This window comes from Streptomyces fumanus (genome assembly GCF_014655295.1).
Lineage (GTDB): Bacteria > Actinomycetota > Actinomycetes > Streptomycetales > Streptomycetaceae > Streptomyces > Streptomyces fumanus.
On sequence record NZ_BNBI01000003.1, the window covers coordinates 403382 to 416149 of the forward strand.

Genomic DNA, 12768 nt, shown 5'->3' on the forward strand with positions numbered 1-12768 from the left:
TCACAGGAGTCCGGCCTCGGCGAGGTGGGTGCGGACCCGGGCCACGGCCCGCTCGTCGAGGGGGATCTGCGGGGCGGCGGTGGCGGGGCAGTCGATCAGCCCGAGCAGATGGGCGGCGGCCTTGAACGCGCCGAGCGCCGAGGAGTTGGGGCCCATCCGGTCGGGGTCGCCCGCCTCGGTGAGGGCGAACAGGGCGGCGAGCCGGTCCTGTTCGGCCTTGGCGGCGGCCCAGTCCCCGGCCCGCGCGGCGGCGTACAGCCGTACGTAGCCGCGGGGGTCGACGTTGCCGAGTCCGGGGACCACGCCGTCGGCGCCCGCCAGCAGGGCGGTGTCGACGGTGAGTTCGGAGCCGGTGAGCACCGTGAAGCCGGTCGTGGTCCGGCGCGGGTCGATCAGCAGGCGGCGCAGTGACGCGTCGTCGCCGCTGGAGTCCTTCAGCCCGGCGAGCGTGCCGTCGGCGGCCAGGTCGAGCACCACCTCGCGGGGCAGCTCGGTGTGGACGGCGACGGGGATGTCGTAGGCGAACAGCGGGCGGTCGGCGGCGGCGCGGATCCGCCGGAAGTGGCCGGCGATCTCGGCGGGGTGGGTGCGGGCGTAGAAGGGCGCCGTCGCCACCAGCGCGTCGGCGCCCGCCCGGACCGCGTCGGCGGCCCGGTCCAGCACCCGGGGCGTGGTGGTCTCGATGACCCCGGCCAGCACGGGGACGCGGCCCGCGACGGCGTCGACGGCCGTCTCCAGGACGGTGCGCCGCTGGGCGTCGGTGAGGTAGGCGGCCTCGCCGCTCGACCCGAGCAGGAACAGGCCGTGCGCCCCGGCCGCGATCAGATGGCCGACGAGGCGGCGCAGCGAGGCGGTGTCGACCTCGCCCTTCTCGGTGAGCGGGGTGATGACCGGCGGGACGACGCCTCGCAGGGGCGCGGGAAAGGTCATGCGGCCTCCAGGTGGTGCGGTGGTGCGTGTCCCTCCGCCGGCCCGTGCGCGGGTCGGCGAAGGGACGTAGGACGTCTACGTCCTGTCAGGGTGTCACACGGCCCGGCGGCGGCGCAGGCGGCGTTTCCCGCACGGGGGCCGTGGTCAGCCGGCCGGTGCCGCCTCCCGTTCCAGGACCGTGCGCAGGCTGTTCGGGGGGCGGCCGGTGATCCGCCGTACGGTGTCGGTGGTGCGGTCCTCGGCGCCCTCGGCGACGGCCCGGTCCAGGCCGGCCAGCAGTGCGGCGAACTCCGCGGGCAGCAGCGCCGCCAGGCGGTCCCGCATCCCCTGGTAGCCGAGGTGCCGGTGGACGACCGGCCGGCCGGTGACCTCGGTGACCAGCGCGGCGACGTCGTCGTAGCTCAGCGCCTCGGGGCCGGTGAGGACCAGGTCGGTGCCGGGCGCCCGGTCGCCGGTCAGGGCGTGGGCGGCGACGGCGGCGATGTCGTCGGCGTCGACGAAGCCCACGCGGCCGGTACCGGCGGCGGTGAGGATCTCGCCGTCCTCGCGGATGCTGCGGGCGTGGGCGTGGTCGCCGGTGAAGTTCTGCATGAACCAGGAGGGCCGCAGCACCGCCCACTCCTCGAACAGCTCCGGCAGCGCCCGGTGCACCTGCCCCACCGCCGGGCCGCCCTCGGGGACGGCCGAGGCGCTGAGCAGCACCGCGCGCCGCACCCCGGCGGCGCGGGCCCGCCGCAGGAAGGGCAGCATGACCGCGGCCGGGTCGGGGTCGCCGACGGGCGGCACCAGGTAGACCCGGTCGGTGCCGACCAGCGCGTCGCCGTGGGTGGTGTCGTCGTACCAGTCGAAGCGGACCGGGTCCGCGCCGGGCACCGGGGCGGCGCGGCGGCTCGCGGCCCGGACCCGGTGCCCGGCGGCCAGCAGGCGCGCGGCGGTACGGCCGCCGGTGGTGCCGGTGGCCCCGGTGACGAGGACGGCGGCGCTCATCGGGCGGACCCGGCGAACTGTGCGCCCTCCTGCTGGAGGACGAGGGGGTTCCAGTAGTCGCGGTAGGAGGTGATCAGCCCGTCCCGGACCGTGATGACGGCGATGTACGTCATGTCGTAGGGAGCGCCGGTCCGTACCAGGCTGCCCACGGCGCGCATCTCGACGACGATCGTGCCCGGCTCGGTGGTCTCGTGGATGCGCAGGTCGGGGAAGTCGCGCAGGTCGATGTGGTCGGGGTAGTCCCGCATGTAGGCGGCGACGGCCTCCTTGCCCTCCAGGCGGGCGGGCCAGCCCTCGGGGGCGAACGGGAACTCCATCGAGCAGTCCTCGGCCCACAGGCCGAGCCAGCCCGGGATGTCCTTGTCCAGCAGCAGGCGCAGGCTGTGGCGGAACAGCTCCGCCGGTGAGGTGTGCGCGGACATGGGTGTGGTGTGCTCCGTTTCCCTGGATAAGATGCGGACCCGCGGTCCGTTTCACCGACAACAATACGGACCCGTGGTCCGTTTTTCAATCGAGAGGAGCCCGCGCGTGGCCGAGCGCAGACCCCGCAAGGACGCCGAACGCAACCGGGCGGCCGTCCTGGCCGCCGCCGACGCCCTCTTCGCCCGCTGCGAGCGCCCCGAGGACGTCACCATGGCCGACATCGCGGCCGAGGCCGGAGTCGGCAAGGGCACCCTCTTCCGGGCCTACGGCGACCGCGCCGGACTGATCCGGGCGCTGTACTCGGCGAAGCTGCGGCCGCTGCGGGAGGCCGTCGAGGAGGGCCCGCCGCCGCTGGGACCCGGCACTGACCCGCTGGAGCGGGTGCCCGCGCTGCTCGACGCCGTGCTCCGCTTCAAGCTCGACCACCGCCACCTCGCACTGGCCCTGGAGAGCGACGGCGGCGGCAGCCCGTACGGGGCCGAGCACTACGACCGGTGGCACACCCTGCTGCGGACCACGCTGGAGGGGGTCCCCGGTCTGGCCGACGGCGACTTCGCCGCGCACGCGCTGCTCGCCGCCGTCCGCGCGGATCTCGTCGAGCACCTGGCCGGGCAGGGGGTGGCGCGGGAGGCGATGCGCGCCCGGCTGGCGCAGTTCACGGCGCGGTTCCTCGGCGCCGGGCATTGACCGGGGCGCTCCCGCCCGTGATCATCGCCACGGACCCAGGGCGGCAACCGGGCTCCCCGCTCCCGGTGCGCCGGGGCGGCCGGGCAGGTGCCGACCCGCCGACAGAGAGGACCCCGTCATGTCCCGCACCATCGCCGTACTCGGCCCCGGCGGCGTCGGCGGCCTGCTCGCCGCGCTGCTCTCCCGGGCCGGCCACCGCGTGATCTGCCTCGCCGGGGAGGAGACCGTCCGCGCGCTGCGCGAGCACGGTGTCCGGGTGACCAGCCGCCAGTACGGTGCCTTCACGGCCCGGGTGGAGGCGGACACCGTGCTGCGCGAACCGGCCGGCCTGTGCCTGGTGTCGGTCAAGCACGGCGCGCTCGGCACCGCCCTGGACCGGGTGCCGGCGCCACTCCTCGGCGACGGGCTCGTCCTGCCCTTCCTCAACGGCGTGGACCACATGGCCGTGCTGCGCGGGCACTTCGGCACCGACCGGGTGGCGGCGGCGGTGATCCGCGTCGAGTCCGCCCGCACCGCGCCGGGCGTGATCGAGCACCACAGCCCGTTCACCGACATCGACCTGGCCGGGTCCGCCGAGCGCCTCGATCCGGTGGTCGCGCTGCTCGAAGCCGCCGGGACCCGGGCCCGGGTGCTGCCGGACGAGAACGCCGTGCTCTGGGGCAAGCTGGCCTTCCTGGCCCCGTTCGCCCTGCTGACCACCCGCTACCGGCTGCCCATCGGCGCGCTGCGCACCGAGCGGCGCGCGGAGCTGACCGCCCTGGTGGCGGAGGTCTGCGCCGTCGCCCGGGCCAGTGGCGGCGGCACCGGCGCCGAGCGGGTGCTGGCGGGCTACGACGGCTTCCCGGCGGACGGCAAGTCGTCGATGCTGCGCGACGCCGAGGCGGGCCGGCCGCTGGAGCTCGACGCGATCGGCGGGGCCGTGCTGCGGGCCGCCGCCCGGCACGGCGTCCCGGTCCCGGTGACGGAACGCCTGGTGGCCGAACTCGCCGCCGGCTGAGGACGGCGGGGCCGCGCAGGGGGCGGCGGCACCGGCCCGCACGCCGCCCCGCTCCCGGGCCGGCGTACGGGCCGCCGCTCACGTCAGTCGACGATCACCGTGCCCCGCGGCACCGGGGCGGGCTTCGCCGTGAGGGCGCCGCCGAAGTTGCCCTCGACCTCGGCGCGTTCCGCCGCGTCCGGGTAGGGGTTGGTGCACGCGGTGCCCGCGCTGGAACCGGACATCAGGCTGGAGCAGGGGCCGGGCTTGCGGTCCGGCAGGCCCAGGATGTGGCCGAGTTCGTGGGAGGAGATCCGGACCGTGTTGTACCCCTGGTTGACGGCCTGCCGTCCTATGTAGACGGTCCCGTTGCCGAGCGAGGTGGGCAGGGCGCGGGGCCAGCCGTTGTCCGCGAGGACCCGGACGTTGGCGCGCTGCCCGGCCGCCACCGGGCGCAGTTCGACGGCGTCGACGCTCTCGTTCCAGATCGCCGCGCCCCGGTCGACGGCGGACCGGAACTCCGCGGCGCCGCTGGCGTCGTAGGTGACGACCCGGGCGGCCGCCCCGGCGGGTTCGGCGGGAGCGGCGAGGGCCTGGCCGCCCGCCAGCGGGAACGTCACCACCAGCGCGGCGGCGAGTCCTCTGGTCAGCGTACGGATGTGCATGGTCGACCTCCTTGTGGGGGAAGGCAGTCGTGCTCATGACAGTTCAGGTTCCAGGGCACCCTGCCCGCCGGAACCGGGCGCCAATCCGTCAGTTCGACCGACCGTCACGCCGTGCACTCCGGTCCCGGCCGTCCGCGCGGCGCGCACACCGCTGCCCGGCGCCGTCGGGTCCGGGGACCGACCGCGCCGGGCAGGAGCGGGGGCACTCAGTCCCGGTCGGTGTGCTCGCGTACGACATCGCCCTTGACGGCGTCGATGTCGTACGTCGTCTTGTTCCAGTTGCCGGTGTCGACGACGTCGACGGACCAGACCAGGCGCTTGTCGTCGTTCTCGTCGAGTTCGACGGAGGTGACGGTGCCCTTGGTCTTGCCGGTGGCCGTCTTCACGGCCTGCTGGGGGGTCTGCTTCGCCTTGTCGAGCCGGTCGGCGATCTCGCTCTTGTCGTCCGCGTCCTGGTCGGCGGCGAGCTGGGAGCGGAACACCTTGCCGGTGACCGCGTCGATGTCGATGTCGTGCACGGTGCCGTCGGGGGCGGCCACCTTGGCCGCCCATTCCGGGGCGCCCGAGGACGGGGCGGGGTTGGGGGTGGACGGACTGGCCGAACCGGACGCCGAGGGCGACTCGCCGGAGACGCGTCTCAGCTCCAGCTCGGTGAGTTTGCCTTTCGGTACCTCCTTGACCGCGGTGTCGGCCGCCTTGTCCCAGGTCACCTTGGCCTGGGGGACCAGGGCCTTGCGGTCGGCCTGGTCCTCGGTCATCGAGGACTCACTGGCCGAGGGGCTGCTGGACGAGGGACTGGCGGTGGCCGAACCGCTGGCGGACTGTCCGCTCGCGGACGGGCTGGTGGGGGCGGCGGCGACCACGTCGGCGCGGGTCGTTTCCGCGTTCCCGCAAGCGGTCAGCAGCAGGGCGGAACTTCCCAGGGCGCAGATCAGGGCCGCCGGACGGGCGGAGAGAAGACGTCGCACAGAACTCATGTGATGGTCGTTAACCGTGCTGTCCAGCCATCACGCCGGGTGTCGCCGGAAACCACCTGGATGGCCGGGTGGGGACGACCCGGCCGGCCCTCAGGCGCAGGCCCAGGCGGACATGCCCTGGATGTCGGCGAGCCGCTCGGCCACCGCGATCTGCTCGGCGCGGGTGGCCAGATCGGCGCGCGGGGCGTACTTCAGCCCGCCGGCCGCGGCCCAACTGGAGGGCTTGAACTGGAGCCCGCCGTAGTGGCCGTTGCCGGTGTTGGCCTGCCAGTTGCCGCTCGACTCGCACGCCGCGATGGCGTCCCAGTCGGTGCCGCGGTGGCCCGGGGACGGGGCGGCGGAGGCCATGGCCGGGGCGGTGCCAAGCGCAATCGCGGCCGTGACGGGGACCAGGACCGCGCGGACGGAGCGGCGGACGAGGGCGCCGCGCTGGGTCGTCTCAGGGTTGTGTGACCACATCATGGACAGACTGTTGCACGACGTGACGGAGCGTGCGGGCACGGGACAGGCGGGGGTACGCCGGATGGCGGCACGGCGTACGGCCTCCCGCGCACCGGATCGCGCGCCGGCAGAGGGCGCCGCGTACCGGAGCAGGGTGCCGGCACCTGTCGGCCGGGGCCGAAACGTGCGGCCGGTAGCGTCCCGTCCATGCGGACCACCCCGGATGCCGGAGCCCGGCCATGACGCCCCTGGAGATGACCGCCGTGCTGCTCGCCGGCGCGGTCGGCGGCGCCCTCAACACCGTCGTCGGCTCCGGGACGCTCGTCACCTTCCCCGTACTGCTCGCCGTCGGGCTGCCGCCGGTCACCGCGACGGTCTCCAACGCCCTGGGCCTGGTGCCCGGTTCGGTCGGCGGGGCGATCGGCTACCGGCGGGAGCTGACCGGCCAGCGGCGGCGCGTGCTGCAACTGGCCGCCTGTGTGCTGCCGGGCGGGCTGGTCGGGGCGGGGCTGCTGCTGGCGCTGCCCGGCTCCGCGTTCGACCTGATCGTGCCGGTCCTGGTGGGCCTGGCCCTGCTGCTGGTCGCGTGCCAGCCGCTGATCGACGCGCGGGTGCGGCGGTGGCGCACGCGGACCGGCGGTGCCGCCCGGCGGGACGGCGGTCCGGCGCTCGCCGCCGGGCTGGCGCTGGCCAGCGTCTACGGCGGGTACTTCTCCGCCGCCCAGGGCACCGTGTACCTGTCGCTGATGGGCGTCTTCCTCGACGAGTCCCTGCAGCGGCTCAACGCCGTCAAGACCGTCCTGGTCGGCGGCGTCAACGCGGTCGCCGCGGTGTTCTTCCTGTTCGCCGCCGAGTTCGACTGGGCGGCCGTGCTGCTGGTGGCGGTCGGCTCGGCGGTCGGCGGGCAACTGGGGGCGGGATTCGGCCGGAGGCTGCGCCCGGCGGTGCTGCGCGGCGTGGTCGTGGGCTGGGGCGTCGTCGCGCTGGTGCTGCTGCTGGCGCGCTGACCGGCCGGCGGTCGTGACAGCCGCCGAGGGGTGCGGCCACACTGGTGGGCCGAGAGGGGGTGGTCCGGTGGAGGACGGCCGGGAATCCGCACGGAAGGTGGACCGGGGACGGGAGCGGCCGGGCTGTCCGGTCGGCCGGGCGCCGGACGGGACCTGGCAGGTGCGGGAGTACGCCGTGGCCCGGGAGGTGCTGCGCGCGCCGGACACCGTGCAGGCCGGGCTCGGCATCGAGACCGTGCGGAAACTGCCGCGCCGCATCCGCCGGCCGGTGCTGTACCGCGACGGGCCCGAGCACCGCGAACACCGCCGCCAGACCGCCCGGTACTTCACCCCGCGCCGGGTCGACGAGCACTACCGCGGCCTGATGGTGCGGATCGCCGAGGAACAGGTGGCGCGGTTGCGGGCGGCGGGCCGGGCCCCGCTGTCGGACCTCGCGTTCGACCTGACGATCGGGGTGGTCAGCGAGGTCATCGGGCTGCGGTACAGCCGTCCCGGCATCCGCCGCCGGCTGGAGCGGTTCTTCCCCGAGGAGTTCGGCGAACCGGGCCTCACCAGTGCGCGCGGCCTCTACTGGCTCTTCCGGCAGAACACCAACTGGCTGCGCATCCACCTCGCCGACGTCCGCCCCGCCATCCGCGCGCACCGCCGGGCGGAGCACGACGACCTGATCTCCCATCTGCTCGCCGAGGGCTGCTCGGACGCCGAGATCCTCGGCGAGTGCCTGACCTTCGCCGCGGCCGGGATGGTCACCACCCGGGAGTTCATCTCGCTGGCCGCCTGGCACCTGTTCACCGACGAGGCGCTGCTGGCCCGCTACCGGGCGGCGGAGGAACCCGAACGGCTGGCGGTCCTCCAGGAGTTGCTGCGGCTGGAGCCGGTGGTCGGCACGCTGCGCCGCCGGGCGACGGCCGCGCTGCGCCTGCCCACGCCCGACGGGCCCGCCGAGGTCCGCCCCGGTGAGTGCGTCGAGGTGCTCCTGGAGGACGTCAACACCGACCCGGCGGCCGTCGGCGCCGATCCGCTGCTGGTCCGCCCCGACCGGGACATCGCGTCCGGGCCCGGGCGGGCGGGGCTGTCGTTCGGCGACGGGCCGCACCGCTGCCCCGGGGCGCACATCGCCGTACTGGAGACCGATGTCCTGCTCAGCCGCCTGACCGCCCTCGACGGCATCCGGATGGCCGGGCCGCCGCGCGTCGCCTTCCAGGAGGCCATCGGCGGCTATGAGATCCGGGACCTGACCGTGGCACTGGACTGAGCCGCACGGCCGGGCCCCCGCCTCAGCGGGCCGGTTCCCGCTCCACCGGGAGCCACAGCTCGGCGTCGGCGTGCGCCCCGTCGTCCGACAGGACCGTGCGCAGGATCTCGGGGCCGGGCCGGCCGCGGTAGGGGGTGGACGGGAACCACTGGGTGAACACGTCCGCCCACAGCGTCTGGATCGCCTCCGGTGCCGGCCCCGAGGTGGTGAAGACCGCCCAGGTGCCGGCCGGGACGCGCAGCGCGGCCGTGTCCTCGGGCGGGTCCGCGGCGGTGATCACCCCGTGGTAGTAGTCGAGTTCGGTGCCTTCCGCCCGGCTCGGGTCGAGGCCGTCGCAGACGGCGACGATGCCGTGCGGCTCCTGGTCCGACAGCTCCTCCAGTCGTCGCAGGGTCTCTGTGCCTATGCCGCGGACGAAGTCGATGATGGCCTGGTTGGGGCCCGAGTGGATCAGGGGGACCCGGGTCCTGGGGCCGACGACGGTGAAGTCCGGCTTGTCGATGACGCGGTAACGCATGCTGCTGCTCCCTTCGATGGTGAGGCGGAAGGCCATCCGGGGCTGGGAGCTGAGCGCGGCTCCGGTGCGGCGGGCCTCGCCGGGTCCGACGCCGTGCACGGCGCGGAACGCCCGCGCGAACGCCTCTCCCGAGCCGTAGCCGTAGCGCACCGCGATCTCCAGCAGCGTCCGCTCGCCCGCGAGCACCTCCGCGCCCGCCAGCGTGAGCCGGCGCCGCCGGACGTACTCCGACAGCGGCATGCCCGCGAGCGCGGAGAACATCCGGCGGAAGTGGTACTCCGACGTGGCCGCGACACGGGCCAGCTCGGCCGCGTCCACGGTCCCGTCGAGATGCTCCTCGATGTGCTCCATCGCCTGGTTGAGCCGCTCCAGCACGCCCGTCCCCTCTCCTTCTCGCCGTCCGCCACGCTAGGCGGCGGGCACGGCGGCGGACCCGACATTCCGTGCCGGGTCCGGTCGGGTGGACGGGGTGGGGCCGAAGGGAGGTGTGCAGGTGGCGGCGCGGCCGTCCCTTGCCGCGCCGCCACGCCCCTGCACCTTCCCGCGACAGGCGAGTGCCCACCGCGCGGGCGCGCACACCCGGGTTCCCGGCGGAGTCCGGGGACGACCACCCGATCGGCGGAAGAGTGACCCGCCCGCCATCCGCCGCTCGCCGCTCGCCGCTCGCCGAGAACGACGCCCGCCCCGCCGGGAGCGGCGGGGCGGGCGTGTGAAGGGGGCGCCGGGTCAGGCGTTCAGGGCGGCGAGGACGACCTCCTTGGCCTCGTCCTGCACCTGGCGGAGGTGGTCCGGTCCGCGGAAGGACTCGGCGTAGACCTTGTAGACGTCCTCGGTGCCGGAGGGGCGGGCCGCGAACCAGGCGTTCTCGGTGGCCACCTTGATGCCGCCGATGGAGGCCCCGTTGCCCGGTGCCTCGGTGAGCACCGTGGTGACCGGCTCGCCCGCCAGGGTGTCGGCGGTGACCTGCGCCGGGGAGAGCTTGGCCAGCTTGGCCTTCTCCTCCCGGGTCGCGGGCGCGTCGATGCGCGCGTACGCCGGTTCCCCGAACCGGGCGGTAAGGTCGGCGTAGTGCTCGGAGGGCGTCCGGTCGGTGACGGCGGTGATCTCGGAGGCGAGCAGCGCCAGGATGATGCCGTCCTTGTCGGTGGTCCACACCGAGCCGTCGCGCCGCAGGAAGGACGCCCCGGCGGACTCCTCGCCGCCGAACCCGAGCGAGCCGTCGACCAGCCCGTCCACGAACCACTTGAAGCCCACGGGCACTTCGACCAGCCGGCGGCCGAGGTCGGCGGCGACCCGGTCGATCATCCCGGAGGAGACCAGGGTCTTGCCGACCCCCGCGTCGGCGGGCCAGTCGGCGCGGTGGGCGTACAGGTAGGAGATCGCGGTGGCGAGGTAGTGGTTGGGGTTCATCAGCCCCGCGTCCGGGGTGACGATGCCGTGCCGGTCGGCGTCGGCGTCGTTGCCGGTGGCGATCCGGAACCGGTCCCGCTGCTCGATCAGGGAGGCCATCGCGTACGGCGACGAGCAGTCCATGCGGATCTTGCCGTCCCAGTCCAGCGTCATGAACCGCCAGGTCGGGTCGGTCAGCGGATTGACCACGGTCAGGTCCAGGCGGTGCTGCTCGGCGATCCGGCCCCAGTAGGCGACGGACGCCCCGCCCAGCGGGTCGGCGCCGATGCGCACCCCGGCGGACCGGATCGCGTCCAGGTCGAGCACGGCCGGCAGGTCGGAGACGTAGCTGCCGAGGAAGTCGTAGCGGCCGGTGCCGGGCGCGGCGAGCGCCTTGGCGTACGGCAGACGGCGTACGTCCTTCAGGCCGCCCGCGATGATCTCGTTGGCCCGGTCCTGGATCCAGGAGGTGGCGTCCGAGCCGGCCGGGCCGCCGCTGGGCGGGTTGTACTTGAAGCCGCCGTCGGCGGGCGGGTTGTGCGAGGGGGTGACCACCACGCCGTCGGCGAGGCCGGAGGTGCGGCCCCGGTTGTGGGTGAGGATGGCGTGCGAGACGGCCGGGGTGGGCGTGTAGCCGTCCGCCTCGTCGATCAGGACGGTGACGTCGTTGGCCGCGAAGACCTCCAGGGCGGTGACCCTGGCCGGCTCCGACAGGGCGTGCGTGTCGGCGCCGAGGAACAGCGGGCCCGTGGTGCCCTGGGCCGCGCGGTACTCGCAGATGGCCTGGCTGGTCGCCGCGATGTGGTCCTCGTTGAACGCCGCCGCCAGCGACGAGCCGCGGTGCCCCGAGGTGCCGAACGCCACGCGCTGCCCCGGTTCCGCCGGGTCCGGGTGCAGCGCGTAGTACGCCGTCACCAGCCGGGCGACGTCGATCAGGTCCTCGGCTCCGGCCGGCCGGCCGGCCCGGTCATGCTGCATGCGCCCACTCCTCCGCATCGTCGTACATTCGCTCGCTGCCCTATCTTCCCCGGACCGCCGGTCACCTGCGCGTCCGGGGGCCGGGGCGGGGCGGGGCGGAGGGACCGGGCCCGTCGGCGCCGCGCGCGGGCCGGCGGACGGACGGGGTCCGGGTCGGGTGTGCGGGTCAGATGCGGCCGCCGGTGAGCCGGGTGAGGGGCCCCTGGGGCTGGCGTCCCGCGCGCCGTCCGGCCGCGTAGGAGGCGGCGGTGAGCACGGTCAGACCGGCACCGACACCGGCGGCGACGGCCTTGCGGTGGGCGATGACCGTCCACGCGGTCTTGGCGGTGGCGGCGACCTGACCGGAGGTCGTGATGATCGCCTGCCGGCCCACCTCGACGCCCTTGGCGGCGCTCTGCACGGCTCCGGTGGCCGCCTCGGCGGCACGGCCCGCGCCCGACCCGGCGGCTGACGCGGCGTCACTCGCCGTCGACTTGGTCTTGTCGGCCGCCTTGCCCGCGGTGTCCCCGGCCTTGTCGGCGGCGTTGCGCGCCGTGCGGGACGCCGGGGCGGTGGCCTTGTCGGCGGTCTTCCGCGCCGTGGACTCGGCGGTCCGCTCGGACTGCTGGCTGCTGTTCTTGGTCGGTTCAGTCATGGACATCGCGTTGCCTCTCGCCGCTTGCGCAAACGCCTCTGTCGATGCCTGTTTCGGCCGAAACCTGGCCGGAACACAGCCGTCTCGCGCCGGGCCGGTCCCGGGCGGGTAGAGGTCTCGCAGTTCACACGCCCGCGCGTCCGCACCGGACGGCGGGCCAGGGGCAGGGGGCCGGCTCCGATGGCATCGTGGCGCGGCACGACCGGCGGGGACGGCTCGCCGCGCGCCCGACGGCGGCGCACGGTGCGGCTGTTGCGGGCCGAGGGGCGGCAGGGGCCAGGGTTCCGCGAGGTGTTCCCGGCGCTGGCCGGGCTGGTCCTCGTGCTGTGCGCCGCGGTGGCGGGGCTCGCGGCCGGTTACCGCGTCCTCGGCATCGGTGTGCCGGCCGCCTTCCTCGTCCTGCTCGCCCTCGCCGTCCCGTTCGTCCTGCGGCGGCTGCGCCCCGCGGCCCGGCGTCGGCGCGGCTACTACACCACGCGGGAGATCGCCGAACTGGACACGCCGCAACTGGCGTCGGCCGTGGCCCGGATGCTGCGCCGGGACGGCTGGTCCGCGCACCCGCCGGCCGGCGATCGGGTACGTCCCCGGGTGCGGGCCCGCCACCCCCGGGGCCTGCGCCTGGAGGTGGCCTTCCGGCCGGTCGCCGAACCCCTGCCCGACGAGGAACCCCGCCGGCCGCCTCCCGGACACGCCGAGCCGCTCGTCCGACTCGTCGTCCACCGGGGCCGGTTCACCGACCGGGACGTGCGGTGGGCGAGCCGCCGGAGCGGCGTCCGGCTCATGGACGGGGCGCTGCTGGGCCGTTGGGCGCAGGGCACGCCCCTGGAGCGGCTGATCGACCTGGACGGGGAGCGGGGCGTGGGCGACGACGGAACCGGCGAGTGAACGGACCGGGCGGCCTG

General features: G+C 75.2%; 14 protein-coding genes. 5 read left to right on the top strand and 9 right to left on the bottom strand.

The features are described from left to right. The 3 genes from IE316_RS08955 to IE316_RS08965 all read right to left on the bottom strand — a co-directional run bounded on the left by IE316_RS08955 (position 1) and on the right by IE316_RS08965 (position 2339). Positions 1 to 930 carry a dihydrodipicolinate synthase family protein gene (locus IE316_RS08955; protein WP_190203626.1) on the bottom strand — a complete coding sequence of 310 codons (930 nt, stop codon included), beginning with the start codon at positions 928 to 930 and terminating at the stop codon, positions 1 to 3. Between the two features lie 144 nt (positions 931 to 1074). Continuing rightward, on the bottom strand, positions 1075 to 1917 hold the full coding sequence (locus IE316_RS08960) for an NAD(P)H-binding protein (RefSeq protein ID WP_190203627.1): 843 nt from the start codon (positions 1915 to 1917) through the stop codon (positions 1075 to 1077). Next, positions 1914 to 2339, bottom strand: a complete 426-nt coding sequence (locus IE316_RS08965) for a nuclear transport factor 2 family protein (protein WP_190203628.1) — start codon at positions 2337 to 2339, stop codon at positions 1914 to 1916. Before IE316_RS08965 ends, IE316_RS08960 begins: the two co-directional genes overlap by 4 nt. A 106-nt stretch (positions 2340 to 2445) precedes the next feature. On the opposite strand from IE316_RS08965, the gene IE316_RS08970 reads away from it, so the two are divergent. Beyond that, on the top strand, positions 2446 to 3027 hold the full coding sequence (locus IE316_RS08970; protein ID WP_190203629.1) for a TetR/AcrR family transcriptional regulator: 582 nt from the start codon (positions 2446 to 2448) through the stop codon (positions 3025 to 3027). Positions 3028 to 3145: 118 nt separating this feature from the next. Continuing rightward, entirely contained in the window at positions 3146 to 4024 is an 879-nt protein-coding gene (locus IE316_RS08975) for a ketopantoate reductase family protein (protein WP_190203630.1), read from the top strand. 83 nt (positions 4025 to 4107) lie between these two features. On the opposite strand, the gene IE316_RS08980 is transcribed toward IE316_RS08975, so the two are convergent. From IE316_RS08980 to IE316_RS08990, 3 genes are all read right to left on the bottom strand, one after another. Further along, a complete protein-coding gene (locus IE316_RS08980) occupies positions 4108 to 4668 on the bottom strand; it encodes a snapalysin family zinc-dependent metalloprotease (RefSeq protein ID WP_190203631.1) in 561 nt (186 codons plus the stop codon). A 206-nt stretch (positions 4669 to 4874) separates the two neighbouring features. Continuing rightward, the gene (locus IE316_RS08985; RefSeq protein ID WP_190203632.1) at positions 4875 to 5645 is read right to left on the bottom strand and encodes a PepSY domain-containing protein; all 771 of its coding nucleotides are present in this window, start codon (positions 5643 to 5645) and stop codon (positions 4875 to 4877) included. A gap of 90 nt (positions 5646 to 5735) precedes the next feature. Continuing rightward, positions 5736 to 5993: a transglycosylase family protein gene (locus IE316_RS08990; protein WP_373311124.1), complete on the bottom strand. Its 258-nt coding sequence runs from the start codon at positions 5991 to 5993 to the stop codon at positions 5736 to 5738. Positions 5994 to 6325: 332 nt separating this feature from the next. Between IE316_RS08990 and IE316_RS08995 the strand changes: the two genes are divergently transcribed. Beyond that, the gene (locus IE316_RS08995; protein ID WP_190203634.1) at positions 6326 to 7093 is read left to right on the top strand and encodes a sulfite exporter TauE/SafE family protein; all 768 of its coding nucleotides are present in this window, start codon (positions 6326 to 6328) and stop codon (positions 7091 to 7093) included. Between the two features lie 97 nt (positions 7094 to 7190). After that, complete coding sequence (locus IE316_RS09000; RefSeq protein ID WP_229910281.1) at positions 7191 to 8348, top strand: cytochrome P450; 1158 nt, start codon at positions 7191 to 7193, stop codon at positions 8346 to 8348. 22 nt (positions 8349 to 8370) lie between these two features. On the opposite strand, the gene IE316_RS09005 is transcribed toward IE316_RS09000, so the two are convergent. The 3 genes from IE316_RS09005 to IE316_RS09015 all read right to left on the bottom strand — a co-directional run bounded on the left by IE316_RS09005 (position 8371) and on the right by IE316_RS09015 (position 11872). Next, positions 8371 to 9240 carry an AraC family transcriptional regulator gene (locus IE316_RS09005; RefSeq protein WP_190203636.1) on the bottom strand — a complete coding sequence of 290 codons (870 nt, stop codon included), beginning with the start codon at positions 9238 to 9240 and terminating at the stop codon, positions 8371 to 8373. A 351-nt stretch (positions 9241 to 9591) separates the two neighbouring features. After that, positions 9592 to 11232 carry a phosphoglucomutase (alpha-D-glucose-1,6-bisphosphate-dependent) gene (gene pgm / locus IE316_RS09010; RefSeq protein ID WP_190203637.1) on the bottom strand — a complete coding sequence of 547 codons (1641 nt, stop codon included), beginning with the start codon at positions 11230 to 11232 and terminating at the stop codon, positions 9592 to 9594. Between the two features lie 166 nt (positions 11233 to 11398). Continuing rightward, complete coding sequence (locus IE316_RS09015; RefSeq protein WP_190203638.1) at positions 11399 to 11872, bottom strand: hypothetical protein; 474 nt, start codon at positions 11870 to 11872, stop codon at positions 11399 to 11401. Between the two features lie 174 nt (positions 11873 to 12046). Between IE316_RS09015 and IE316_RS09020 the strand changes: the two genes are divergently transcribed. Continuing rightward, on the top strand, positions 12047 to 12751 hold the full coding sequence (locus tag IE316_RS09020) for a hypothetical protein (protein ID WP_190203639.1): 705 nt from the start codon (positions 12047 to 12049) through the stop codon (positions 12749 to 12751). Positions 12752 to 12768: the final 17 nt, after the last annotated feature.